Source organism: Shimia sp. SK013, from assembly GCF_001292625.1.
Lineage (GTDB): Bacteria > Pseudomonadota > Alphaproteobacteria > Rhodobacterales > Rhodobacteraceae > Shimia.
Map to the genome: position 1 here is coordinate 353,901 of NZ_LAJH01000009.1, position 25,526 is coordinate 379,426.

The following is a 25,526-nucleotide window of genomic DNA, read 5'->3' on the forward strand; positions in this document are numbered from 1 at the left end:
GGTTCCTTTTAGGCATTGTGCCTGATAGCGCGCCGCGCGCTCAGGCTCAATCAGGTTTCAGCCCATCTTCAGAGAATAGGTCCACGTTGGCACGTTTGCATCGCGAGACACCGAAAAGCTTTCCGCGTCTCCAAGATATTCAAAGCCGCAATTCGTCAAAACCCGCGCTGACGCCGGGTTGTCCTGAAACACACTGGCGAAAATCGTAGTGCTGTCCAGCGGGTTGGCCGCAATCAAAGTGCGTACCGCCTCAGAGGCAAGACCCGTGTTCCAGAAACCGGGACCAATCCAATACCCGATCTCCACTTGACCAACGTCCACACGGGTCAATCCGATCACACCCATGACTTCGGCCTGACCGTCCCGCGATCCGTCAATGGCCCAAACGTCTTCCACACGGTCCTCGGTCTGCGCACGCAAAATGAATGCTTCCGTGGCACCGGGCGGCAGCGGATGTGGAATGGACGTGGTCATACGTGCCACTCCTTCCTGACCCGCATACATATCGATCAACCCTTGATCTGACCGCCGCAACGGACGCAGCACAAAACGCTCCGCCTCCATCACGGGTTGGTTCACGATGGTATCAAGTTTCATACCATTCTCCTCCTCAGAGTAATACAACAAGAACCGACAGGACGGTCAAAGCCGCCAAGGTCCTCATCAAATACCGCTCCGCAGGGCGTCCTGCGACGAGCTGTGCGATCCGGTCTCCCCCATACGTCCAGATCGGGTGAAATATTGCCTGCGTCGCTAGCAGACAGATGGCTATGGTCGCTGTGGCTTGCAACGTTGGTGTGTCGGGGCTCACGAAACTGGTAAAACCTGTGACAATCATTGCCCAAGCTTTAGGGTTCAGTGGATGCACCCAAAGACCGGCCAGAAAACCCGGTGGTTTCTCTGACGCGCCGCTCTGCGGTGACAACCGCAAATTCGCAACTTTCCAAGCCAACCAACAAATATACGCCACACTGGCCCATTTAAGGGCCTCAAACAGCCACGGCATCGTTTCGGCCATAGCCATCAGGCCGAAACCGATGGGCCAGATAATCAACTGTTTGCCAAGCGCAACACCGGCCACAAATGGCAGCGCCGCGACGAACCCAAAACGCGCGCCGGTAGCCAACAGCGCCATGTTCGCAGGCCCAGGTGTGCCCACCTGGCTTGCGGCAAAAACGGCAAATTGTGCAATGGCGACGCTCATCGCGAACCTCTCAGCTCAAAAATAAAAAGGGGCCGGCTGTGTCAGCCGGCCCCCTAATTGTCTCATTAACCTTAAGGTCGGCTTACTCTGCGGCCTCCGCCAGCGGGAGAACCGAAATAAAGGTGCGGCCCTTGAGGCCTTTGTGGAACTTCACGTTGCCGTCGGTGGTTGCAAAGATGGTGTGATCTTTGCCCATGCCCACGCCTTCGCCAGGCCACATCTTTGTGCCACGCTGACGCATGATGATGTTGCCAGAGATGACGCTTTCGCCACCGTATTTCTTCACGCCCAAACGGCGACCTGCGGAGTCGCGACCGTTACGGGAACTACCACCAGCTTTTTTATGTGCCATATCGTTAGTCTCCTATACTTCGCTTACTTCGCCAGCTCAGCTGCTTGTGCAACCCAGCCTTCGCGTTCGATGCGGCCTTTGAACGACAGTTTTTCGTCGAACTCGGCAATATCGGCTTCGCCCCATGCTGCGATCTGAGCAAAAGTTGTTACGCCAGCGGCGAGCAGCTTTTTCTCAAGTGCCGGGCCAACGCCGGACAGCTTTTTCAGATCGTCCGCGCCCGCAGGTGCTTCGGCTTTCGCTTCAGCTTTCTTCGGAGCGGCTTTCTTGGCAGCGGCTTTTTTCGGAGCAGCAGCGGCAACAGCCACGGCAGCAACGGAACCGGAACCAATCGCGGCTTTAACGTCGGACTTTTCAGAACCTGAGGCCAGAATGTCGGTGATGCGAACCAATGTCAGTTTCTGACGGTGGCCCACGGTACGCTTGGAGCTGTGCTTACGACGACGCTTCACGAACTTGATCAGCTTTTCGCCTTTAATCTGGTCGATCACGTCGGCCTGCACGGCAGCGCCGTCAACGAAAGGTGCGCCAACAACGGTTTTGTCACCGCCAACCATCAGCACGTCGTTGAATTGAATTTTTTCGCCAGCGTCTGCAGCCAGTTTTTCGACACGCAGGATATCACCTGCTTGTACTTTATACTGTTTGCCGCCGGTCTTGAGGACTGCGAACATGTCCTATTTCCTTCGATCTCTCCGCATTCTGTGGCCCCTTTGCCTTTCGGCTCCGGTGTTTTGGCTAAGCCGCCTCGAACAGCGCGCCCTTTTCGGGCTGTGTGTCAACAAAAACACGGCGCAAAGAACGAACCTCACGCCGAATGCGGGCTTATCCGTTGGTTTTCAGGGTAAGTCAAGCCTTAAACGCGGGGGGCCGCCGCCGCCCAACAGGTCGCGCATGTTGCTTGATTAAGCTTCAAAGTTCTTGCTGCGGCTGAATCTGCCCCATGGCACTTGCCAGAGCTTCAAACCGGTTGGACATGACTTCAAAATGCACGGCATTCATCAATTCGTAAAGTTGCATCATCATCGGGTCCTCCAATGCTTCGGTATAGGCAGTCAACTCTTCAAGCGAGAATGTCTGATATGTAAAGGCCGCGTTGCGCAACGCGGACTGCTCACGCTCTTGGGCAAACTCTTCCGCACTTTCCCGAAGCATCGATCTCAAACCGTCTTCATCTGCGCGCAATTCCACAACTCCGGCGTAAGACGCCGCCAGAATAAAGCGCACCTGTATTTCGGCAACCGCTTGCGATCCAATATCCTGTGGGTCGATGGCAACGTGCATTCGGTTAAAAAGAGCCTCTCTCTGAGCGCCCTCTTCTCCCCAGTTTTTCAGTAACCGGTCACCTTCGGCTGTTTTTTCATCGTCATCCGCCAAATGTGACTCATTTTCGACCGTGACCAACCGCTGTCCCAGTTCAGACGCATAAAATGACGCACCATGCGCGAGAACTTCATCGCTCAACGTGGCTTCCAGAATGTCGGTCGCGCGGGTTTGCATCAGATCCCGGTCGAACACCTTTTTGGACAACAGCGTCCATTCCAACCCGAACGCGTCTTCTTCTAACCCCAACATTAAGGGTGCTGTGCTGGCAGAAAGAGCAATGGAATCGATGGCGACATCAAAACCGGTGACCTGAAGAAACGCGGTAACCTTGTCACGCTCCGCCGCACGGGTTGATCCGGCGCATAGCAGAACGGTAACAAATGCAACCAAGAATGCGCCCCACAGGATCCGGGACGACGGCATTGATTGACGAAACGGGACGGCGCGGGCCTGAACAGAATATGACATTTTCTAAAGCTAGAACATTTACCCGGCAAAACAATGCAAAAGCTGCTTGCGCCCGATCGCCAAGATGATTAAACGACGCCCTCACCAAGACCCTACCGCGGAGAGGTGCCGGAGTGGTCGAACGGGGCGGTCTCGAAAACCGTTGAGCCTTCACGGGTTCCCAGGGTTCGAATCCCTGTCTCTCCGCCACTAACCATCTTATAAAAAACAGCTATTTTAGAATTTACGCGTCAAAATTGACGTGAAGTTGCGCATAACCGACTCTGGGTTAGCGTTACACATCTCTTACACAAAATGACACATGTTGGAGGTGCGTAAAAAAATGGCCGAAAAACACTCGATTCTGGGCGGTAAAGATCGCGTCTACAAGCGAACCGGCAGCCATGTTTGGCAAAGTTCCGTTTATTTGGGCGGCAAAAACCACCGCGTGAGCAGCACGGTATAAAGTCTGGCTAGCACTAAGGATTTTGCCGAAGAGTGGGCCTTATCGCCGCGAGGCAAGCAGCGACACGGGGCGTTGCTGGACGAGCGGAGCTTCGCCTTTTGCCGTACATGCGATCTGCGAGTGAGGAAAGCAGCGCGCCAGTGGCCTGAGCTACATTCAATCCTTTCGAATCCGGGTCACTTAATTGCTATCTTCGGCACACAGTTTTCCTAATCACAGGAGCGGACCACTCCGAATAGGGGAGACTCATCGTTTTTTGTTTCGTCATAATTGGTTAGGCCAAATGCGTGTCTTGCGACCGAAAATCCGCGCACGTTGAAGGATCCATTTTGGCATCCGGTACACGGTTTATTCATAAAACAAAGGAATTTTGGCCAGCGATTCGGACTGTGAGCTTTCCAATGCTTCGGACGAAAATCCCAAAAAGGACCTTTGACTATGTTCAAACAATTTGTTGCCTCTACAATTATCGGCTTTGCCTTCGCCACTGGCGGCGCTTCGATCGCCTCGGCAGAGCCGATCAAGACCTATGCGGCCGTATTGCCTCCATTCTCAATTGGTGAACCTGACCTGCCAGGCATTTCACACGAACTTCTGCTTGAGATCAGTGCGCGAACCGACTTGGAATTCGACATTGAATATCTGCCGTTCAAACGTATGACCAAGCAAATCCAAGAAACACCTGACTCCCTTGTGATGACGGCACTTCGCAGCCCCGCTCGAGAAGATCTGTTTAATTGGATTGTCGAGGTAATCGTCACAAACGAGGTTTTTGCCACGACATCCAAGCCGGTCAACTCCATTGAGGAAGCACGGTCTGTTGGCACGGTTACCTCTCTGATGGGGTCGCCAAGGACCAAGCGTCTGAAAGAGGCTGGCATTTCAGAGATAAACGAAGCGGTGGACACGCTCACTTCCGCGCGCATGCTCCAAGGGGGGCGCGTAGACGCTTGGTATACCTTTGATCACCGCGCCCGTTTTGTGACAAAAAGTGCAGGCTTTGACCCCTCGAGTATTGTCCTTGGAGCGCCGATTAAAAAGGCGCCGATGTGGCTTGCTTCCAATCTGACGTTCGATCCGGAAATCGCCGCTCAGCTAAAGGCTGCCATTGAAGAGCTTCAGGCAGATGGCACCTACGATGCGATCGTAGCAAAGTATATCCAATAGAGCGTTCTTAAGCCGCAGCATGCGCAGTGATGACCGCAAAACGGTTGTCACTGCGTCAGGTGCCCCAAGATTTTTAGACGGCTTTTTGGTAGTTTTGAAACCAAGGAGAGGCGGATATGAGCGAGGAAATACGGTTTACGGACGCGCTCAAACACACCAACAACGTCATGCTGGCGCCCGTCGACTATGAAACAGAACGAAATAAATTGAACGAGGCAGGCGTTTAGGAAACTAGGGGCACCTCAAGACGCGCTACTTAAACTTGTCTTCAAGAGCCTGAAGAGCCGCCTGAGTACGGTTCTTAGCGCCGAGTTTTGCGAGGATTTTCTTCACATGGAGTTTGATTGTTACTTCCTGAAGATCAAGATCCCGAGCAATCTCTTTGTTAGACTTGCCGGCGCACAACCCTCTGAGCGTTTCACGTTCCCGTTCAGTTAGGCCGCGATAGTCCGTAGAGTTTCCGGGCTGCGCAGCTTCGACGGCCAGATCAAATGGGAAGTATCGCTCGCCGGACAGTACAAAGCGGACTGCGTTCGCCAGCGATCCCGCCCCCAAGGATTTCGGGAAAAAACCGACGGCTCCAGTTCCCATGGCCTCCTGAGCAACTTCTGGTGTTGCCACGCCTGACATCAACGCAAACTTTACCGCAGGGTGTGCAGTTGCTGCGGCCTTCAAACCCGAAAGACCATCCATTCCGGGCATCTGATAATCCAAAATACATAGATCAAAAAGTGTCGCCCCCGCCAGTTTTTCCATGGATTCACCAAGGCTTGACGCGGTTTCAATCGTGAAACCGTCAGACTGCGCGAGATAGGCTGCGATCGTGTCCCGGACCAAATCATGGTCGTCTGCGACTAGTACATTCGCCACTTCGTTACTCCTTTAACACACCCACCACGTGCAACTATGCCTCGCGAAAGGCGCCCGATCTAGTCCAGTCGTATACTTAAGTATAGCTCCCTACCCCAATGCTTTCCCACGAGTAGGTTAAATTCTGACAAACCGTTGCTTGCAAACTTGGAGGTGTGCAATGAAGTATTCATCGATATTTTCCGTAGTTGCCTCGCTGGTTTTCAGCCCGGGTGTGGTGTTGGCCGAGGGGCATTCAGTAAGCGTTCAGGGACCAGATGGATCGTCCAGAAAGTTCTCCTTAGAGACCCTGGACAATCTTCCCCAGACATCCTTTGAAACATCGACCATTTGGACCGACGGCGTCGTCGCCTTTTCTGGTGTCTCTTTGAGCGCCATCTTGGATGAAGCGGGCTTTTCCGGCGCAATCGTAAGAATGTCAGCACTAAATGACTACTCTGTCGATTTTCCAATGGCGGAAATTGGAAAAGACTATCCGATTGTTGCAACCCGTATGAACGGCACAGAAATGCCGGTGCGCGACAAAGGCCCATACTGGATGGTATTTCCGTATGACGCCGATCCGTCTTACCGTACAAAAACGGCCTACGCGCGTTCTGTCTGGCAACTAAGCAAACTTTTGGTCATAAAATAACGTAGGACGTCCACGTAAACGGAATGCCAGCTTGATAAAACGCTTTGCAATTTATGGGGCTATTTCGGGCCTAACAATCTTGTTGATCCTGCTGTGGTCAGGGCTTCCGGGCCAGCTTCGTGCAATATTGATCGCTGAAACCGACGACACACAATGGACGGTTTTCCAACTTGAAACCGAATTCGCAAACCTGAGCGTTGCTTTGGCGCAAGCCGAAAACGCTCCTGCACCGGACAGTTCAGCGCTTCGTTTTAGGACCGACATTACGCTGAGCCGGGTGAATTTGGTCACCAAAGGATTGGGGCGCGACCTCTGGGTTGAAAGTCCGGAGGCACGCGAAATAATTGCGCGGCTCGAAGGTTTCACCAGAGCCTCAACAGCCTTGATCGACAAATTAGGGGATCTTTCCAAACAAGACATTGTCCGCCTTAGCGCTTTGACCAACAGCCTGCGTCCGGACGTTCGGCGGCTTGCTATTCTCGGAGTGACGCTTGGAACCGAAGCAAAAGAGGCAGAGAGGGTTGCGTTTGCCAACCAGCTTCGCGGCGTTGGGTTTTTGGCAATTGTCCTGATTGCCGGCATCGTCGGCGCTCTCCTTTTCCTCGACCGTTTGCTTGTACGTGCCCGCAGCAAAGACGATGCCTTGCGGGCAACGGCCGATCGATTGTCCTCAACTGTGACCGCGTCACTGGATGGCATCGTGATTTCCAATCAAGCGGGCGAAGTCATTGAATTCAACGAAGCCGCTGTTGGCATATTCGGCTGGTCCCGCGTCGAAATTCTAGGTCAAAAAATGTCGGCGACATTTGTTCCGCAACACCATCGATCCGCGCACGAAAGCGGTATGGAGCGCTACCTTTCCACAGGGGATCCACACGTAATCGATGCCGGTAGGATCGAGTTGTCCGCTCTGCGTAAATCCGGCGAGGAGTTCCCTATCGAGCTCAACATCACGTCAACCCAACGGGACGGCGAAAAAGTCTTCATTGCCTACATAAGAGACATCAGCGAGCGCAAAATCAATGAACAGAAACTGGTCGAGGCGAGAGATCGGGCTGAGCGCGCGGACAAAGCAAAATCCCAGTTTCTGACGGTGATGAGTCACGAAATGCGCACACCACTGAATGGGATTTTGGGTGTTCTCGATCTTCTGAAAACGACACCACTGGACAAGAAACAACAACGTTTCGTTCAGGTGGCGGCGGCCTCCGGTGAAATCCTGTTGGAGAATGTGAACGAGGCCCTCGACATCACCCGCATCGAATCCGGGGTTATGTCGCTGTCTCCCGACGAGTTTTCACTTCGCGCAACGGTTCAACGGGTCGCCGACGTCCTCCGCACACTGGCAGATGAAAAAGGTCTCTCACTGGAAGTGGACATAGATACCTCAATGAACGGCAGTTTTTTTGGCGATGGCAGTCGGATAAATCAAATCCTTACAAATCTAATCGGCAACGCGATCAAGTTCACCGACGAAGGTGGAGTTACTGTTGCGGTTGAGGGTATCCATGGTCCCGAAACAACACTGGTTCGGATTAAGGTTCGCGACACAGGAAACGGCATTCCAGCGGACAAGTTTGAGGCCATTTTCGAGGATTTTGTTGCTCTTGCCCGTTCAGAAGGGCGACAAAACAGAGGCGACGGTCTCGGCCTGTCAATTTCGCGAAAGATTGCGCGCCTGATGGACGGAGATCTGAAAGTCGACAGCCATAACGGCGATGGCAGCACCTTCACTCTGTCGGTTCCTCTGCTACGTGTTGCCACCGAATTTTCCGAAACACAGCCTGAGGCGCGTCATGTTTCCTCGGAGATCATTAAGTCGGTTCTTATCGTTGAAGACAACGCAATCAACCGCTCGGTGCTGCGCGAAATGTTAACCGGCTTTGGGCATGCCGTGACCGAAGCTGACAATGGCCTTGAAGGTTTTAAGAAGGCACAAGGCACAAAGTTCGATTTGATCATCATGGATATCAGTATGCCCTTCATGGACGGTATTGAGGCAACACGCCGCATCCGTCAGGGAAATGGTCCAAATGCCCAAACCTATATTCTTGGTCTGACCGCCCACGGACGGGAGGAATACCGATCAAAATCCAAGACCGCCGGTATGGACGGGTTCTGCACAAAACCGCTCCGCCTTTCCGAATTGAAGCTCACTCTGTCTGGGATCCGCGAAAACGACCGATCCGGCACCAGTTTGGAGGACCCGATTGCGCTCGAGGTTATTGATGACCTTCGCAAAGCGCTCGGAGACACGAAAACACAGCAAACGGCAAATCGGTTTTTTGCAGAATTGAAAGAAGGTCTTGGGGCCCTCGCCCAAAAATCACCCACCACCGAGGCAACCGTAATATCGGAAATGGTACACAAGCTGCGCGGCTCTGCAGGTTTGTTGGGATTGCAGAGCGTCGAAAACGCATTGGATCGGGCAAGCTCTATCGAAAAGACTGAGGATTACCTGGCAGCGCTCAAACAAGCACAAACGGAGGCTGATGCAGCCGCCGTTGCCATCAAGTCTTTCCTTTCGCCATCAGACGGGTAACGCGACTATACTTTAGCATATGCCGCCCATGCTTCAGAACCCGAGAATACTCTTTCACCATCACCCGCGGCGCGGTCGTCTATCATAGTCTGAACCCATCTTGAAACGCGCTGATAGCGCATTTGAATTTGGGTGAGGTACTCCGATGGGTAAGAATGAAAAACAGATTATTGTGGTCGGCGGCGACGGATTTTGTGGCTGGCCGACGGCGCTTCATCTTTCGAAGCTTGGTCATAAAGTTACGATTGTCGACAACCTGTCTCGGCGCTGGATCGATGAAAAAATGGGTGCCGACAGCCTGACACCTATTGCCACTGTAGAAGAGCGTTTGGCGGCTTGGACCGAAGCGACCGGTCTTGTCATCGACTTCGAAAGCATCGACGTAGCGCGCGAGTTCAACCGGTTTACCGCGCTGCTTGCTTCGGTCAAGCCGGATGCGATTGTCCACTTTGGTGAACAACGTGCGGCGCCCTACTCCATGAAAGGGATCGAAGAGAAACGCTATACGGTCGACAACAATATTTCCGCCACACACAACATTCTGGCTGCCGTGACCGAACTGGGGATCGACCCACATGTCGTGCACCTTGGCACGATGGGTGTGTATGGGTATGACGACGACGGCATCGAAATCCCCGAAGGGTATCTTAACGTTTACATTCCAGGGGATGACCAGCGGATTTACCAGCGTGACATTCTGTACCCGACCAATCCTGGCAGCGTCTATCACATGACGAAATCGATGGATCAGATCCTGTTTCAGTTCTACGCAAAAAATGACGGGTTGCGGATCACCGATCTTCACCAGGGCATCGTCTGGGGCACGCAAACCGACGAAACAAAGCTCGACCCTCGTTTGGTCAACCGGTTCGATTACGACGGTGATTATGGCACGGTTTTGAACCGCTTTTTGATGCAAGCAGTTGTCGGCCACCCGTTGACCGTTCACGGCACCGGCGGGCAAACCCGCGCCTTTATCCACATCAAAGACACAGTCCGCTGTATCGCACTGGCCGTGGAAAACCCACCTGCGCCAAATGGCAAGGTCGCCATTTTGAACCAGATGACAGAAACCCACACAGTGCGTGATCTGGCGATGTTGGTTGCCAAAATTTCAGGTGCAAAGATTGCCAACGTGGACAATCCCCGAAACGAAGCTGCCGAAAACGACCTCCGTGTCTCAAACAAAACTTTCCTGGATTTGGGCTTGCAGCCAACGACGCTTGCCGATGGTCTGATGGAAGAAACACAGGAGGTTGCAGCGAAGTTCGCTCACAGGTGCATCCACAAAATGATCCCATGTGTGTCGACCTGGACCGACAATCAACGCCCCGGCGTGGTTAAGAAAGCGGCCTGATACCTGCTTGATCCTTGAGGGCGCTTGGAGGTGCGCTCAGGGATCTTCCGGTATTTCAGGTAAATGTGTGGTGACCTCAAATGCGATTGATTGGCATGGGCCTCGCTGCTTTCCTTTTGGCTGGCATCGCCCTTTTTCTCTCACGATCCGAATCCCTGCAACTCGGCACGCGAACGCTTGTCGAAGTCTTTCAGGGTCCCCAATTGCGATTTGAAACCTCGCATCATTCGCCACAAAGCGCGACAGGGCGATCTCATGTGATCGCTCAGCGCATCAACCCGGATGAGCCTATCATCTTATCCGGCTTACCTGCCTATCAGGGTGCGACGTTTTTTTTGCCAACGGATTCGCGCCCTACTTCTGGACACCTCCAACTTGATGTGACGGTTCAAGTGCTGGCTGGGGTTGAGGGCGTTCTACGCGTCTCAATCGGAAACTCCCGCCGCGCCGATCTGTTGCTGCGTCCAGGAGAGGCAGGGCGTTCTCTCAGGATTGACCTCACCACGGAAGATCTCACGAGAGAGCGGCTGGTCGTTTCGTTCAGTCTCCAAGGGGAAAGCCCACTCACCCCTTGCGGCAAAGACGAAGGCTTAGAAGCCGTCGTCGAGATCGAAACGACCAGCGCCCTTTTTCTGGCACTAGACAAACCAACACTCAGTGTTCGGGACCGCGCGAACATGGCGGGCCGTCGGGTGGCATTGCTTTGGAGTAATGACCCCCAGCAGAGCGTCGTGGCCTTGCTCGCAGCACACGAGTTGTCTGTCTCGGGTTGGGAAGTGCAATTTGGAGGGGGCGCCGACGCAATCAATCCAGAAACCGCGGTCATGGCTTTGCCTTCAAATGGCCCGACAAAACAGCCCGAATTTGCCTGGTCTGATGCTCTCGCACCGACTAGCTCCGTCTTTGGCCTACGCCGGTTCCAAGGCATGCACTCATGGCGGATCCGATACGATTTGATGGAGGCCCAAAATCCGATTCTGCCTGCTGAATTCTCTTTGGACATTGTGCTCGGCGCAATGCTTTTTGAGTCCGGGTGGCAAGTAACAGTGACACTCAATGGTCGCCTGATTGACCAAGTGCTGTTAAACGCTGGTGCCACAAGACTGACCCGTTCAATTGATTTATCCGACAGCCGTCCGGCTCGGAAAAACGTCATTGAAATTGTAGCGTGGTCCAGTTCTGAACCAGCAGGAAATTGCAATGAGGGTCCGGTCCTTCTTGCGGAATTGACAAGTCAAACGGCGCTAATCGCGGGATCAACGTCTTTCTCTGCACCGCTTATGACGGTCCGCAACACGCTTGCACAGGCAGATGGGCGCCAGATTGCCGTCGATAATGCGCTGACAGCACCGGAGGCGGAAGTCGCCGTTGCATTGCTGTCCAACGTTTTGCCGGACAGACCACAAACTGAGGACTTGGCGAATGTGCCGACAGTTCATGTCTTGCCGCGCGGCGCGTCGTTGTCTCGGTGGCAGGTTGCATCAATGGACTCCGTTTGGATGATTTCCTTTGACGAAAACGGAAACGCGTTGGCGCACATTTTATCGGATTATCGCGGATCCGAGACAACCGCTGTCACTTTACTTGTGGATTTGTCGGAGGTCGCAACATGACAACAGAAATCCAAAGCGACAATCGCGACCAGATCAGTTTCATCTCAGTTGACAGTGCGCCCAAAAAGTTCGCGGGATTTATCCCGGTCTGGCGCGCGCCCGCCACCCTAGCGGTCTTCACTTTGATCGCTGCAATGCTTCTTTGGATGGTGAATACTCCCGCGGGCGCGCAGATCTTTCCGAACCGGGATTTTGTGTTTTCTCCCTACGAAGGCAACCATGCGATTGCGATCCGAATTTTTCTGGTCTCGTTCTATATTGCCTTTGGCTGCTTTAGTTCGGGTACCCTGATCGCCCGCCTGTCCTTTGCGGCAGATATGACCATCACTTTCCTCATGATTTGTGGCCTGCTCGACCTTGCAAACCTCTCCGCACAATATTGGCTTAACGTATCATTTTCGTTGCACTTTAGCGCCATAGTCTCCGGCTTGGTCGGGTTCGCGGTCTATTCCTTTAAGCTACTTGAGCGCGGCTTTATGCCCTCAAGGATCAGAATTGAACACAGAGCCGTCAAATCGACCCGCGCTGTCATTCGTCTTTCCACCGCCTTATTGGTCGCGTCGATGGTGTCACTTTGGGTCGGATCGATGGATCTCGACGCAGTCAAAACCATGCGGTCCTGGACACTTCTGGGCGGCATCGGTCCCGGTGTGTTTCTGTTCCTGCCCGTTCTATTCGGGCAACTCTATTTGCTGGCAATCTGGGATATAATGGTGGCAAAAACCGTAAAGTACCGTCCGCCGATTTCGGTCGTCGTACCCGCGCATAACGAGCAGTACATTATAGAAGATACTATCCGGGCCATGGACACAGCGGCCAAACACTATGGCGGTGAAGTCCACATTTTGATCATGAATAACAACTCGTCAGATGACACCGAAGGCATCGCCCGCGCGACGCTTGCCGCTTGCGAAGCCGCATCCGGCAAAGTCATCAATGTCCCCAAACCCGGAAAATCAAATGCCTTAAACGCAGGACTCGATGCGGTTCAGACCGAATTCTTCATCCGTGTGGACGCCGATACTCTTGTTGGTGAAGACAACTTTTCCCGTGCGATGCCTTTCTTTACTGATCCCAGTGTCGGCGTAGTGGGCGGCGTTCCCGTGCCCCCGGGAGGAGCCCTTTTTGACCGCGCGCGCCTTCTCGAAGTTCAGGTAAAACACGGATTCTATTCAGTCGCCATGGGGGCCGTGAACGGCGTTGTCGGCATTCCGGGCATGTTCGTTGTCATGCGAACGGAACATCCCAGATATCTTGGCGGATTTGTCGAAGGGATGAACGGCGAAGACACCGACCTCTCTCTCCGGATCGGTGAATTGGGATATCACTCTGTCGTTGATCCAAAGTTGCGCTACGTGTCTGAAGTACCGGCCTCATACAAACACATGCGCGAACAGAGAATGCGCTGGTTCCGGTCTGTCTATCACATCTCTTCGCGGTGCCGGGATCTGATCTATTCGTCGAACCGATCGTTGCGCGGCAAGGTCATCTTACCCTACATGTTGGTGAATTCGGCCCGTCGGGCGATGCTTGTTCCGCTCATCATATTTGGCGCTCTGGAGACTCTGTTTGCCTTTAACCCAATGAGCCCGATTGTCTGGCAATCCGTCGTGGCAGTAACAACGGGCGCGCCATCGATTGTGGCCATTTGCGCCACCCTACTGAATGGTGTTCCCAAAGGGATAATCGCGCTGCCTGAGTACCTGATTTTCAGAGTGATGCGGGCCTATTTCACACTTGAATCCATGTTGAGCATTTTGATTGATGTTGACGCGGAAAACCTTGAACGCGCAACAACCCGTGACTTACAAAAATCAGGACCGGTTGGCATAGCGTAGTGCACAAGTGTGCATGGCCAAATGCTCAGTTAAGCTGGAACGCGGCGCTGACATGAAATTCATTGGGGCCAACACAGTTTGTACAGGGACATGCCGCGTACCAAGCGGCTTGTCTCCGATAAAACCGCCGCGCAAGGGTCTCTGATTTGATGTCGTGGCCCCCTTGTTCCATGATCCTCTCATCATCTCTTTTCTACGTCGGCACCCAACCCGAAAACTTTACACCCTGCGCCATAGCGGCTAGCAGTTCTCTTGACTGCAGCCTTGCTTGACGAAGGAACCGACCATGAAAATCGCCCACCGTGAGATCGGACCCAATCAGCCGCCTTTGGTCATTGCCGAAATCGGCATCAACCACGGCGGAGACCTTGCTGTTGCCAAGGAAATGGCACGTCTTGCGGCGCTTTCGGGCTGCGAGATGATCAAGCACCAGACCCACTTCGTCGAAGATGAAATGACCGATGAAGCCAAGGAGATATTTCCACCCAACGCGGATGTATCGATCTGGGACGTCATGGCGCAATGCGCCCTGTCAGCCGAAGACGAACTTGAATTGATGCGCTATTGCCAAGAGCTTGGCATGATCTTCATTTCTACGCCGTTTTCGCGCAAAGCCGCCGATTTTCTGGCCGCCGCAGACGTGCCGGCATTTAAAATCGGCTCAGGCGAAGCCGACAACCTTCCCTTGATCCGCCACATCGCCTCGTTTGGTAAGCCGGTGATCATGTCGACCGGCATGCAAACCATCGAAACCATGCGCCGTTCCGTTGCCATTCTCGAGGACGCTGGCATCGACTACGCCTTGCTGGAATGTACAAATCTGTACCCGTCGCCGCCCGAAATTGTGTCCCTGCGCGGGGTAACAGACCTCAAAGAAGCATTCCCAAACGCCGTCGTCGGGTTTTCCGACCACTCAATCGGCCCGGAAATGGCGCTGGCGTCCGTGGCCTTGGGCGCCTGCATTTTGGAACGCCACTACACAGACACTCGCTACCGCGCCGGCCCCGATATCATCAACTCAATGGATCCGTCGGAACTGCGCCACCTTATCGACCGCTCCCGCGAGATCTGGATCGCGGCAAACAATCCAAAACAGCGCACTCAGGCCGAAGAGTCGGTTTATGCATTCGCCCGTGCGTCTGTTGTGGCCGACAAAGACCTGCCCGAAGGCCACCTCATCACCGAAGCCGACATCTGGGCCCGCCGCCCGGGCTCCGGCGAAATTGCGGGGTATGATTTTGACAAAGTGGTCGGCAAGACACTGAACAAAGCCGTGAGCCGTAACACTCAGTTGCGCTGGTCGGATTTGGACTAGGGACTCTGGTATGAGCAAACTAGACGCGTATTGCCGCCACAAAGACTGGCCAGTGATTGCGATGGCCTCAAATGCCTGTGCGGCTCAGACCGAAAACCATGAGCACGTGAAGAAGCGGACACCGAAATGATACTGTCGCTGGAATATAATTTTATTTTTTTGCATGTTCCAAAGACGGCCGGCCAATCGCTCATGGCCGCCCTTCTCCCGTTCAGCAGGGACGCAGACAAAAAATCCCTTTTGCGCCGCTTTTCACGGCGTCTGCCAATTCAGGAAGCCGCTGACAAAGCACACTTTAAAGGACATGAAACCGCTCGTGGCTTTATTCGAAAACTTGGCCGGCCAGAGTTCGACCGCTTCAAAACTTTTGGCGTGGTGCGCAATCCCTACACGCATGCAGTTTCCCATTTTGAATATATGAAACAGTATCGCAACCGTCGGACAGCCGAGAAGGTCGGCGCCATGACGTTTACCGAATACCTCGAATTTCGCCTTAAACCCGCTTTGCCTACTGAGCATTTTTTTGCGCATTTGCCAGATCAGACGCACTTCGTCGTCGACAGAGACGGCAAGATCGCGGTCGATCGGTTGTTGCGTTTTGAAACCCTTGACCAAGATTTTTCTGAGGCGGCGGAGTGGCTAGGACTAGACGGGGTTTCCATCGCGCGAAGCAACGTCACCAAAGCCGCCAAAAAACCCATCACAGACTACTTTGATGATCAAAATCTGGCCTTGATGCACGAGCTTTACCAGCGCGATTTTGACATCTTAGGGTACGCCCGCGACGTGCCTGTCTAACCAAAGCTATCTCTCAAACGGGCTTGCACACGTCCCAAAACCGCGCCATGAGAATTACATGACCCGATCAATTCTCTTTCTCACTGGCACCCGTGCCGACTTTGGTAAACTGGAACCGCTCGCAGCAGCCCTGCAGGCGGCGGATTTTTCAGTCAGCTATTTCGTCACCGGCATGCACATGCTGGATCGCTATGGCTTGACCAAGATCGAAGTACACCGTCAACACGGCGCCACGGTGCATGAGTTCCTAAATCAACGCCCTGATGATCCACAAGATATCATTCTGGCCAAAACCGTTGTGGGCTTTTCTGACTATGTCACCGAAACCCGTCCGGATCTTGTGGTGGTGCATGGTGATCGCATCGAGGCGCTTGCGGGGGCCTTGGTGGCAGCGACCAATTACATTCCGTGCGCCCATATTGAGGGCGGCGAAGTGTCTGGCACGATCGACGAGATCTTCCGGCATTGTAACACCAAACTGTCCAGCCATCATTTTGTGAGTTCCGAAGACGCCAAGCGCCGGATTATGGCCATGGGAGAACCCGAGGGCTCAATCCATGTAATAGGCTCGCCAGAGCTGGATTTTCACGCGGCCCCGTCTGGCGTCACTCTGGAGGACGTCAAAGCGCGTTACGAAATTCCGTTTGATGATTTTGGACTGGTGACATTTCACCCGGTGACCTCGGAACAAGAAACTATCGGTGCACAGGCTCATGCCCTGTTTAGCGAGCTGGAGGCATCAGGACGGAACTTTGTAGTGATTGCTCCGAACAACGATCCGGGCTCCACGGCAATCTTTGCAGAGCTGGATACGCTGCCTACCGACCGGTTCCGGCAATTTCCGTCAATGCGGTTTAATCACTTTTCCGAGTTGATGAAGACCGCTGCCTGCATGATCGGCAACTCGTCCGCCGGCGTACGCGAAGCACCCTTTCTTGGCCTGCCGTCGCTCGATATCGGCACGCGACAGACCAATCGTGCCCAATCGGGATCGGTGGTCACCTGCGCGGCAGACGACCGCGCCGCGATCTCCGACTTTCTAACCACTCAATGGGGCCAACGGCACGCGCCACACACAGGTTTCGGCGAAGGTCGCGCTGCGGATCGTTTTGCTGAAATCCTGCAGGACCCGGATTTCTGGGATCAAACGCTGCAAAAAGCCTTCCATGACATCGACTAAACGCACCACCAACCTAGCTTAACGAAAGTCACTCCGCCCGATTGGAGCGGTTTGCGTCAGCTCATGTCCATATCGACCGCGCCGTTGAACCGTCGTGTTTCCCAAGCTTTCGCAATCAAGAGACTGCTGTCCCGCATCCGATCAAATCGGGGCATCAAAGGGTTCTCTGACGTTTTCTGACCTCGCACCAGCGCCACAAAGTCACGCATAATTTCTACGAACATGTCATTTCTATCAAATACATAGGGCGTGACCTTCGTGTCCGCACCGCTTTCAACCCTCATCTCTGGTTTGAGAAAATCGAGATCGATTACTTCGTCTCTACCCCGCAGTCCCGCGCGCCGTAGCGACACCGGGCTGACGTAATCCATCGCCACGGACCCCACCGCGCCGCTTGGCGAGGCCAGGTGCAGTCGCGTGGCAAAGTCCACCTCAGGAAAGTTCGTGTGCCCAACACTGTCCACAGCCTGCAGGTGCAAACCCGGCAACACTGCCAACGCGAGGTCTATCTCGTGGCTCAGATCCATCAAAACGCCGCCGCCCTCAGGCTCAGCCGCATAACTTCCAGCAAAAGACCAGTTCTCACGCCATTGTCGGACATCGTGGCCGATCTCGAAATGAAAGCCATACACTTGGCTCAAATCGCGCGCGGCAAGGTCGCGCACCGCCGGATGATACCGCATCATGAACCCGACCATTGACCGATCCGCAACCGCCTGCCCCGCGTCGTGAATGGCTTCGGCTTGCGCAACTCGCCACGCCAATGGCTTTTCTGCGTAAAATGGCCAGCCTTTATCAGCGCACATCTCGATAAGCGAAAGCCGGATCGGCGTTGAGGTGGCGATCACCACCGCTTCGATATCGTCACGCGCTTCAAAAGCTACCTGATCAAAGCCGCGCCAGCCAATTAACTCGGCTTTCTCGCCCAACGCCTCTAGATTGGCAAAATGCCGTCGCCCGATAGAGCCTGCACCGATGACGGCGATCACCATGCGGAAAAGCCACCATCCACGTTGACCATCTGTCCGGTCATGTGCCCCGATTGTTTGCTGGCCAAAAACAGCATGACATCCGCGATTTCATCCGGTTGGGCCATCCTATTCTGCATGATCAATTCACCGACGCGGCGCTGAAACTCTTCGCTATGTCCATTAAACACCGCACCGGGAGAAATCGTGTTCACCGTTGCGTCTCGTTGCGCCCAATAACCGGCTAACCAAACTGTCAGACCATGAATACCGGCTTTCGAAACCCCATAGGCACTAAAGTTTTTAAACGGCATGCCCTCATAAATCGGATGGTGCGCGCCGTTTAACGCATACATAGACGCCACATTGATCAGGCTCGCGGGGTATTTGCCGATAATGTCACGATCCATCTGCCGCGCGATCATAAATGCACCCGTCAGATTGGTGCGCATCGTGCGCTCAAAATCGTCCACCGATGTATCCGCAAAGTCCGGAAAAGGCTTGCCAGCCCCCATCAACATCTCACCAGTAATGGCCGCATTGTTCAGCACGACATTTGGCTTCCAGCCATCGGCCATAACCCTCTGGAAAATGCCCGTTACGGCATTTTCGTCTCCAACATCAAGATGATAGAAGCCAAAGTTTGGGTTACCGCCATGCGTCTCGACCAAGCTGTCCGCGCGTGGTCCTTCCAGATCTGTGGCCACCACTTTTGCGCCCTGATCCAACATGCGTCGCACATAGGTGGATCCCAAAACACCACCTGATCCTGTGATGAAAACCGTGCGTCCGTCCAGTTGATTACCCATGCTCACTTGTCCTCATCTCGTTTCAAAAAGTCCGCCAGCAGAAACTCAACCATGGCAAAATCCAATGGCGAGTCGATGTCGATGCACCTCTCTGCCGGCATCTCAAAAGGCACAACGCGGCCCTCATAAATCGTCGACGCATTTCGAAGATAGTCCGGATCCACCACATACGTGCTGGCAGCATGTTCATAAACCGTCGGCGCGGCCTGACGCGCCCACACGCCTCCTGGCAGGGGTTTTGATACATGCAACGCCCCGGTTTCATCTGGTTCCACCAAATTGAAGTAGGGGTTCTTGCGGGCCTCACAGACACTCATCACCATGTCAGGCTTGTCATTCTGAAACAGTTTCAATGCACCTGTGATGTCTTCTGGCTGTCGCAAAGGCGACGTGCAATCCAGATCCAGAAATGCGCTGGCCGTGCGCCCGGCGGCGTTTTGTCCGGCCTCCAAAGCGTGTTGCCAGACACCCCATTTCGGGGCGGCGTCAGTGGCAAGATGTGCCGGCCGCAAACCGATGTCCAAGGCACCTTTGGCAACGGCATGCGCGTAAATTTCCTCGTCGTCCGTGGACACCACCACGGCATCCACCATCGGATGCGCAAACAATTGATCAAGCGACCAGTCGATCAACGGTTTGCCGCCCAATTCCTTAAAGTTTTTCCGCACGACCCCTTTGGAGCCTTTGCGTGCACCGATATGTCCAAGGATCATGCTTGCGTCTCCATTGCATTTGGCCAGCTAATCTAAAGGGCTCATTGTGAAATACGAACCCAAATGCGCCGTTGCAACCGCAATCGCGCGCTCATCACACCTTGCAGCGACCCGTGCTGAGCACTACATATCCGACCTTACACCAATTCACCAATTCCAGTGCAGGACTGCCACGATGAGTGCCCAAAAAGGAAACCTCGGCTACAAGCTGTCAGACTACGCAATTCGCGCTTTTCTGGCCGCTGTTAAAGTCCTGCCATATGACACGCGCTTGAGTATGGCTGGCTGGCTGGCCACCAATGTGCTTGCTCCCGCAACGGGTAACCGCCAACGCATCCGGGAAAATCTCGCACTGGCGATGCCGGAACTCTCTGAAAAAGAGCGAGAATCCATTGTTAGGCAGGCACCTCGATCGATGGGTCGGATGCTCATGGAGACTTATTCCGATAAGACATTCCTTGACCGCACTGCAAAGGCGCCGATCTCGGGCCCCGGGAACGCTGTGCTCGAGCAGGCGCATACCGATGGCAAAGGCGCGCTTTTGGTGACCGGTCATTTCGGGAACTACCTTGCTGTTCGCGGATCATTCTTGTCGCGCGGCATGCCAATTGGCGTGCTCTATAAGCGCATGTCCAACCCATATTTCAACGATCACTATGTGGCTGCAATGGCGGATTTTGGCGAGCCGATGTTTGAACGCAGCCGCCGTGGCATGTCACATATGATCAAGCATCTTCGCGGCGGTGGCTTTGTTGGCATTGTCCATGATCAGCGCATCAACAACGCACCGCTTTATGATTTTATGGGCAAACCGGCCCGCACTGCGGAATCGGCGGCGGAACTGGCTCTAAAGTACAAAGTTGATTTGGTACCCTGCTACGGAGTACGCCAGCCAGACGGAAACTACGAAATTGTTACCGAGGCTCCCATTCCGCACACCACAATTCAGGAAATGACCAAAGCGCTCAACGAGAGCCTCGAAGCGCAGGTTCGGGCGCATCCGGGTCAATGGATGTGGACCCACAACCGCTGGAAAAACGCGGGAAATGACACCAGTGCGGACCGTGACACGGCCGCGCCGTCCGCAAAATAGCCCCAATTCGGGGCCAGAATCGCCATTCACCCCCTTCATACAGAGCTTTCATAATGTGACCCGCCTGCTCGCGGTCACGCTGCTTATGGAGATCTGCCTTGAAACATGTGCCTGCGTTCGCGCTGGTTCAGACCTCGCGCTTTGAGCGTCTGTTTGAACTCATCCGCCAAGAAAACCTGGTGCAGCAATCTGCCAAAACACCAGCCTCCACCACTCAACCTGATTTTGTCAGCGAGTTTCTCGTAAAAACCGCGTCAGCATCCTTACGGCCGGCGGCCTAGGCCGGAAGTAGGTTTAGGATTGCCCCCTAAACCCCGAAGCTACAACGAATTTTTCGGAACTATCCGAACGGCTGCTCGGCGGTTTGAAATTTGCCACCTTGGTGAATTTCTGCTTGAGCAGCTTTTGCAGCTCACCTTCAGCGCCCCCTGCCAAGACTTTGGCCACAAAGGTTCCGCCGTCGTCCAATACGTCAAAGGCAAAATAGGCTGCGGCTTCGCACAACGAAATAATGCGCAAGTGGTCGGTTTGTTTGTGGCCGGAACTCGACGCCGCCATGTCGCTCATCACCACATCAGCCTTGCCACCAAGCCATTCTTTAACCTGCTCGTCAGCCCCTTCGTCCATGAAATCAAGCTGATGGATATCGCACCCTGCAACCGCTTCCACTTCTTGCAGGTCGATGCCCAAAATGGTGCCGATTTTATTGCCGGATTTCTCACCAAGCGCATTCACCCGTGGCACAGCCACTTGCAACCAGCCACCCGGCGCACAACCAAGGTCCACAATCCGCGCACCCGGAACGAGAAAACGGTATTTGTCGTCGATTTCCATGATCTTGAAGGCCGCGCGACCGCGATAGCCTTCGGCCTTGGCACGCTGCACGTAAGGATCGTTCAGCTGTCGCTGCAACCAGCGCGTCGAGCTCAACCGGCGCCCTCGCGCCGTCTTCACCTTAACCGTCAGATCGCGCAACCCGCGACCCGAGGTATTTTTACCCGTTGGACTTTTAGCCATTACATCACCTCACGCGGTCACTGAGTTTTCCGCACATTCTTCTTCGAAGACTTGGCCAATACCTCAATACGGGCCGTCTTCCAACACGCCATCTGCGCTCATTTGGGCGTAAAGCAGTCCTTCGCGCAGCCCACGATCAGCAACAGACAGCCGCGTCGTTGGCCAACAGCGCAACAACGCTTGCAAAATTGCTGAACCCGACATGATCAATGCGTGCCGGTCCTGCCCGATACGCGGATCATCTTTCCGCCCTTTCGGACCAAGCTCCAGATAGCCGCGGATCACCTTGTCGATCTGGTCACTGGTCATGCGCAACCCGTCAACTTTTGTGCGATCATAACGCCGCAGCCCCAAATGGCTGGCGGCCACGGTTGTCACCGTACCGCTGGTGCCGACAATCTGGAACCCTTCGCTGGGTGGCGCATCTTTATACGGGGCGAATTCCGCTAGGTTTTCTTCAAAAAACCAGCTCATCAGCGCAAACCGCGCGGCATCGTCTTCTACATCGCGAAACTGGTCACGCAATGTCGCAACGCCCAACGGCACGCTGATCCAATCCACCACCTTTGCACCTGGAAACGGGCTGTCGTCGCCACGAAATCCACTGTGCAGCCGCATGATCGCTTTGGGCCGGTCGCGACTTGGCACCGAGGTCAAATCAATCCACACCAGCTCGGTCGATCCGCCACCAATGTCCACCACCAACAACTGCTGCGTTTTGGTGCTCACCAAAGGCGCGCAGGAAATCACTGCCAGACGCGCCTCTTCCTCTGTTGGGATAATCTCCAACTGCAGGCCAGTCTCACGCCGCACTTGGCGGATAAAATCACGGCTGTTCTTGGCGCGCCGACAGGCTTCTGTGGCGACCAAACGCATGCGTTTGACCTTGTGACGCTTCAATTTCTGCTGACAGATTCGCAAGGCTTGTATCGTCCGCCGCATCGATCCACGCGACAACCGTCCCGTGGTCTCAAGGCCGGAGCCAAGCTGGACAGACTTGCTAAAGCTGTCGACCACATGAATGTGACTGCCCTTAGGTTGGGCAATCAGCATGCGGCAACTGTTCGTGCCCAGATCGAGCGCCGCATAGAGCGTGCTCGGATCGGGCGGTTTCGGCGCGGGGCTTTCAACCGGTTTTGGGAACGCGCCCGCACCTTCGGGACGCTTGGGCGCCATTTGTAACGCCCTCCATATCGTGTTGCCTTCAACGTAGTGCGTCCCCGACAAGGGCGCAATCCCCTGCCCGCCTGCTTGGCCTCAACTTCTTCATGCAAAAGTTTCAAGCCGCTACGCCTGTGCACCCCCGCCATGGGTCGCTACAACGACGTGAGGTCGCGGAAAGCGATCACCTTGTCGAAAATGAGCCAAAACTGTTGGCGCGTCTGACTTACGAATGAATCTACCAACACCGGAGGAATCACCCCCATGCCCGACGTCACCATCGTTTATTGGCGCGACATCCCAGCCCAGGTCATCGTGGGCAAAGGCCGTCGTGGATCCAAGAAACCGTTGGCCGAGCGCTTTGAACAGGCGATCGACCGCGCGGCGATGAAGATTGGGGCCAAGGATGCAGACGCCTATCTTGCCGAATGGCGCAAGGCGACACCCTATCCGGTTGAGGGAGAGGCGCAGGCCATTTGCGACAGCGAAGTGGCCCGGCTCGAAGAAGAGTTCGATCAAGAGCGCCTCAAAACGCTGATCGCTAATGAAGGCTGGGCATGACACGCCCCTCGTTTTGGGAGGCCGCAATGGCTTTGTTGAATTTTAAGCGTAAGACAGACGAAACAACCACCACGTCTCCCGAAATGCAGGCTTTTCTGCAAGGCTACTCCATTGAGGTCATGCCGCGCACGGCTTCCAAGGTTGAGGATTTTCGCGCACTTCTGCCGCAAGGTACACGCGTCTATATCGCCCATATCGAAGGCACCCCGATCGAGGACATGGTTGCCACGGCCAAACGTATTGCCGACGAAGGTTATGACGTGATGCCGCATTTCCCAGCGCGCATCATCAAAGATGCCGCCACTCTGGAAAACTGGATAGCCATGTATCAGGGCGAAGCTGACGTGAAACAGGGGCTTATGCTGGCAGGTGGCGTCGCCCAACCACACGGCGATTTCACCGACTCAATGCAGCTTCTGGAAACCGGCTTGTTTGACAAAGCCGGCTTCACCCGACTGCACGTTGCGGGCCACCCTGAAGGCAATAAAGACATCGACCCGACCGGCGGCACCGCCAACGTCGACGCGGCTTTGCAGTGGAAACAGGATTTTTCAAACCGTTCCGACGCGCAAATGGCGCTTGCTACCCAATTCGCTTTTGAGGCTGGCCCGATTATCGACTGGGCCAACGGCGTGAAATCTGCAGGCATTGATATCCCAATCCACATCGGCATCGCTGGCCCTGCCAAGCTGCAGACCCTGATCAAATTTGCCATCGCCTGTGGTGTCGGCCCGTCCCTCAAAGTGCTGCAAAAACGCGCGATGGATGTCTCCAAACTGCTTTTGCCGTATGAGCCAACCGACGTTCTCACGGAACTCTCGGCTCACAAGGCCGCAAATCCCGATTTCAACATTGAATCGGTGCACTTCTTCCCGCTTGGCGGCATCAAAACGAATGCCAACTGGGCCATTGAAAACGGTGGTGCCTCGGCACAGCCCGCCAACGCCAACTAAGGACCGCGCATGACCCGCACAATTATTGAATCCAAAACCAAAACCGCGGTGATGGGCTTTGATCAGCCTTTCACCGTGATCGGGGAGCGCATCAACCCAACCGGTCGAAAAATCCTCAACGCCGAGCTGGAAGCCGGAGATTTCACCCGAGTGCAAGCCGATGCCATCGCACAGGTTGCCGCTGGCGCGACCGTGCTCGACATCAACTCCGGCGCGGTTTTCTCCAACAAAATGGCCGAAGACCCCCGTTATGCAGACAACAACTTTGTTGAGCCAACCTTGATGCGCCAACTGATCGAAAAAGTGCAGGAAGTCACCGACTGCCCGCTCTGCATCGACAGTTCGGTCCCCGGCGCGCTGGAAAATGGCCTCGCTGCTGCCGAAGGCCGCCCGCTGCTGAACTCGGTCACAGGCGAAGAGGAACGCCTTGAGCTGGTTTTGCCGCTGGTCAAAAAATACAACGTACCTGTTGTCGCGATTTCCAACGACGACACAGGCATCTCCGAAGATCCCGACGTGCGTTTTGCTGTCGCCAAAAAGATCGTCGAACGCGCCGCGGATTTCGGCATTCCCGCGCATGACATCGTGGTTGACCCGCTGGTGATGCCGATTGGCGCCATGGGCACCGCCGGGCTTCAGGTCTTCACCCTTGTGCGCCGCCTGCGCGAAGAGCTCGGTGTAAACACCACCTGTGGCGCGTCCAATATCTCCTTTGGCCTGCCCAACCGCCACGGCATCAATAACGCCTTCCTACCGATGGCCATGGGCGCTGGCATGACTTCCGCCATCATGAACCCGGTTGCCATTCCCGTTGGTCCAAAGAAACTGGCCGAAAAGCGCGCCGAAATCGAAGCAGCGGGCATCGTGATCCCCGACGGTATGGACGACGAAACCATCTGCCGCCTGTTTGGCATCGGTTCGACCAAATCCCGCGCAGGTAAGGAAATGGAGGCCATCCGCGCCGCCAACTTCCTGACCAACAACGACGACTCTGGCTCGCAATGGATCCGCACCAACAAGCCACCGTCAGCGGATGGAGAGGCTGGTGGCCGTGGTGGTCGTCGTGGCAGCCGCCGTCGTCGCGCTTAAGCGCTAACGAAAAGCACACAACAAATTCGGGCCAGGCTTTGACTTCCAAAGCT

The 25,526-nt window shown here is 54.6% G+C and carries 25 protein-coding genes and 1 tRNA gene; 15 read left to right on the forward strand and 11 right to left on the reverse strand.

The annotated features are described in order from the left end of the window. Positions 1-57: 57 nt before the first annotated feature. The 5 genes from SHIM_RS04240 to SHIM_RS04260 form a co-directional block, all read right to left on the reverse strand. Positions 58-597 (reverse strand): GNAT family N-acetyltransferase, encoded by a 540-nt coding sequence (locus tag SHIM_RS04240; RefSeq protein WP_054001360.1) that lies wholly within the window; start codon positions 595-597, stop codon positions 58-60. A gap of 13 nt (positions 598-610) precedes the next feature. Continuing rightward, the gene (locus SHIM_RS04245; RefSeq protein ID WP_054001361.1) at positions 611-1,204 is read right to left on the reverse strand and encodes a LysE family translocator; all 594 of its coding nucleotides are present in this window, start codon (positions 1,202-1,204) and stop codon (positions 611-613) included. Between the two features lie 82 nt (positions 1,205-1,286). Next, on the reverse strand, positions 1,287-1,556 hold the full coding sequence (gene rpmA, locus SHIM_RS04250; protein WP_054001362.1) for a 50S ribosomal protein L27: 270 nt from the start codon (positions 1,554-1,556) through the stop codon (positions 1,287-1,289). Positions 1,557-1,579: 23 nt separating this feature from the next. Further along, positions 1,580-2,230 (reverse strand): 50S ribosomal protein L21, encoded by a 651-nt coding sequence (locus SHIM_RS04255; protein ID WP_054001363.1) that lies wholly within the window; start codon positions 2,228-2,230, stop codon positions 1,580-1,582. Positions 2,231-2,468: 238 nt separating this feature from the next. After that, a complete protein-coding gene (locus SHIM_RS04260) occupies positions 2,469-3,350 on the reverse strand; it encodes a DUF2059 domain-containing protein (RefSeq protein WP_241488789.1) in 882 nt (293 codons plus the stop codon). A 99-nt stretch (positions 3,351-3,449) separates the two neighbouring features. Between SHIM_RS04260 and SHIM_RS04265 the strand changes: the two genes are divergently transcribed. Further along, positions 3,450-3,539 (forward strand) — tRNA-Ser (locus tag SHIM_RS04265). 694 nt (positions 3,540-4,233) lie between these two features. Next, complete coding sequence (locus SHIM_RS04270; RefSeq protein WP_054001364.1) at positions 4,234-4,962, forward strand: substrate-binding periplasmic protein; 729 nt, start codon at positions 4,234-4,236, stop codon at positions 4,960-4,962. A 252-nt stretch (positions 4,963-5,214) separates the two neighbouring features. Here SHIM_RS04270 and SHIM_RS04280 read toward each other — a convergent pair whose 3' ends face one another. Further along, entirely contained in the window at positions 5,215-5,832 is a 618-nt protein-coding gene (locus tag SHIM_RS04280; RefSeq protein WP_054001366.1) for a response regulator transcription factor, read from the reverse strand. A gap of 160 nt (positions 5,833-5,992) precedes the next feature. Here SHIM_RS04280 and SHIM_RS04285 point away from each other — a divergent pair, with 160 nt between their 5' ends. The 8 genes from SHIM_RS04285 (at position 5,993) to neuC (ending at position 17,109) form a co-directional block, all read left to right on the forward strand. Then, a complete protein-coding gene (locus SHIM_RS04285; protein WP_054001367.1) occupies positions 5,993-6,466 on the forward strand; it encodes a molybdopterin-dependent oxidoreductase in 474 nt (157 codons plus the stop codon). Positions 6,467-6,545: 79 nt separating this feature from the next. Next, complete coding sequence (locus SHIM_RS04290) at positions 6,546-9,008, forward strand: hybrid sensor histidine kinase/response regulator (RefSeq protein WP_054001368.1); 2,463 nt, start codon at positions 6,546-6,548, stop codon at positions 9,006-9,008. Positions 9,009-9,153: 145 nt separating this feature from the next. Beyond that, positions 9,154-10,365, forward strand: coding sequence for an NAD-dependent epimerase/dehydratase family protein (locus SHIM_RS04295; RefSeq protein WP_054001369.1), 1,212 nt, complete (start codon positions 9,154-9,156; stop codon positions 10,363-10,365). A 257-nt stretch (positions 10,366-10,622) separates the two neighbouring features. Continuing rightward, positions 10,623-11,978, forward strand: a complete 1,356-nt coding sequence (locus tag SHIM_RS04300) for a cellulose biosynthesis cyclic di-GMP-binding regulatory protein BcsB (protein WP_152926446.1) — start codon at positions 10,623-10,625, stop codon at positions 11,976-11,978. After that, entirely contained in the window at positions 11,975-13,816 is a 1,842-nt protein-coding gene (locus SHIM_RS04305) for a glycosyltransferase (RefSeq protein WP_054001371.1), read from the forward strand. Before SHIM_RS04300 ends, SHIM_RS04305 begins: the two co-directional genes overlap by 4 nt. A 286-nt stretch (positions 13,817-14,102) precedes the next feature. Then, complete coding sequence (locus SHIM_RS04310; RefSeq protein ID WP_054001372.1) at positions 14,103-15,131, forward strand: N-acetylneuraminate synthase family protein; 1,029 nt, start codon at positions 14,103-14,105, stop codon at positions 15,129-15,131. 126 nt (positions 15,132-15,257) lie between these two features. Next, on the forward strand, positions 15,258-15,929 hold the full coding sequence (locus SHIM_RS04315; protein WP_054001373.1) for a sulfotransferase family 2 domain-containing protein: 672 nt from the start codon (positions 15,258-15,260) through the stop codon (positions 15,927-15,929). A gap of 58 nt (positions 15,930-15,987) precedes the next feature. Next, the gene (neuC, locus tag SHIM_RS04320; RefSeq protein WP_054001374.1) at positions 15,988-17,109 is read left to right on the forward strand and encodes a UDP-N-acetylglucosamine 2-epimerase; all 1,122 of its coding nucleotides are present in this window, start codon (positions 15,988-15,990) and stop codon (positions 17,107-17,109) included. 56 nt (positions 17,110-17,165) lie between these two features. On the opposite strand, the gene SHIM_RS04325 is transcribed toward neuC, so the two are convergent. The 3 genes from SHIM_RS04325 to SHIM_RS04335 are packed head-to-tail and all read right to left on the reverse strand — an operon-like array spanning position 17,166 to position 19,599. Continuing rightward, positions 17,166-18,101 carry a Gfo/Idh/MocA family protein gene (locus SHIM_RS04325; RefSeq protein ID WP_054001375.1) on the reverse strand — a complete coding sequence of 312 codons (936 nt, stop codon included), beginning with the start codon at positions 18,099-18,101 and terminating at the stop codon, positions 17,166-17,168. Continuing rightward, on the reverse strand, positions 18,095-18,886 hold the full coding sequence (locus SHIM_RS04330; protein WP_054001376.1) for an SDR family NAD(P)-dependent oxidoreductase: 792 nt from the start codon (positions 18,884-18,886) through the stop codon (positions 18,095-18,097). Before SHIM_RS04330 ends, SHIM_RS04325 begins: the two co-directional genes overlap by 7 nt. A 2-nt stretch (positions 18,887-18,888) precedes the next feature. Next, the gene (locus tag SHIM_RS04335) at positions 18,889-19,599 is read right to left on the reverse strand and encodes an acylneuraminate cytidylyltransferase family protein (RefSeq protein WP_054001377.1); all 711 of its coding nucleotides are present in this window, start codon (positions 19,597-19,599) and stop codon (positions 18,889-18,891) included. A gap of 175 nt (positions 19,600-19,774) precedes the next feature. Here SHIM_RS04335 and SHIM_RS04340 point away from each other — a divergent pair, with 175 nt between their 5' ends. Continuing rightward, positions 19,775-20,692: a lysophospholipid acyltransferase family protein gene (locus SHIM_RS04340; protein ID WP_054001378.1), complete on the forward strand. Its 918-nt coding sequence runs from the start codon at positions 19,775-19,777 to the stop codon at positions 20,690-20,692. 294 nt (positions 20,693-20,986) lie between these two features. Here the strand turns inward: SHIM_RS04340 and SHIM_RS04350 are convergent, their stop codons facing one another. Both SHIM_RS04350 and SHIM_RS04355 read right to left on the reverse strand, forming a co-directional pair. Further along, positions 20,987-21,709 carry an RlmE family RNA methyltransferase gene (locus SHIM_RS04350; RefSeq protein WP_054001380.1) on the reverse strand — a complete coding sequence of 241 codons (723 nt, stop codon included), beginning with the start codon at positions 21,707-21,709 and terminating at the stop codon, positions 20,987-20,989. A gap of 63 nt (positions 21,710-21,772) precedes the next feature. Further along, positions 21,773-22,885 carry a Ppx/GppA phosphatase family protein gene (locus SHIM_RS04355; RefSeq protein ID WP_054001381.1) on the reverse strand — a complete coding sequence of 371 codons (1,113 nt, stop codon included), beginning with the start codon at positions 22,883-22,885 and terminating at the stop codon, positions 21,773-21,775. Positions 22,886-22,977: 92 nt separating this feature from the next. Between SHIM_RS04355 and SHIM_RS20615 the strand changes: the two genes are divergently transcribed. Genes SHIM_RS20615 through SHIM_RS04370 form a run of 4 tightly spaced genes read left to right on the forward strand, consistent with a single transcriptional unit; the run spans position 22,978 to position 25,473 of the window. Then, the gene (locus SHIM_RS20615) at positions 22,978-23,106 is read left to right on the forward strand and encodes a hypothetical protein (RefSeq protein WP_275043946.1); all 129 of its coding nucleotides are present in this window, start codon (positions 22,978-22,980) and stop codon (positions 23,104-23,106) included. 28 nt (positions 23,107-23,134) lie between these two features. Continuing rightward, positions 23,135-23,431, forward strand: coding sequence for a virulence factor (locus SHIM_RS04360; protein ID WP_054001382.1), 297 nt, complete (start codon positions 23,135-23,137; stop codon positions 23,429-23,431). Between the two features lie 26 nt (positions 23,432-23,457). After that, on the forward strand, positions 23,458-24,384 hold the full coding sequence (locus SHIM_RS04365) for a methylenetetrahydrofolate reductase (RefSeq protein WP_054001383.1): 927 nt from the start codon (positions 23,458-23,460) through the stop codon (positions 24,382-24,384). Between the two features lie 9 nt (positions 24,385-24,393). Further along, a complete protein-coding gene (locus SHIM_RS04370; protein WP_054001384.1) occupies positions 24,394-25,473 on the forward strand; it encodes a methyltetrahydrofolate cobalamin methyltransferase in 1,080 nt (359 codons plus the stop codon). Positions 25,474-25,526: the final 53 nt, after the last annotated feature.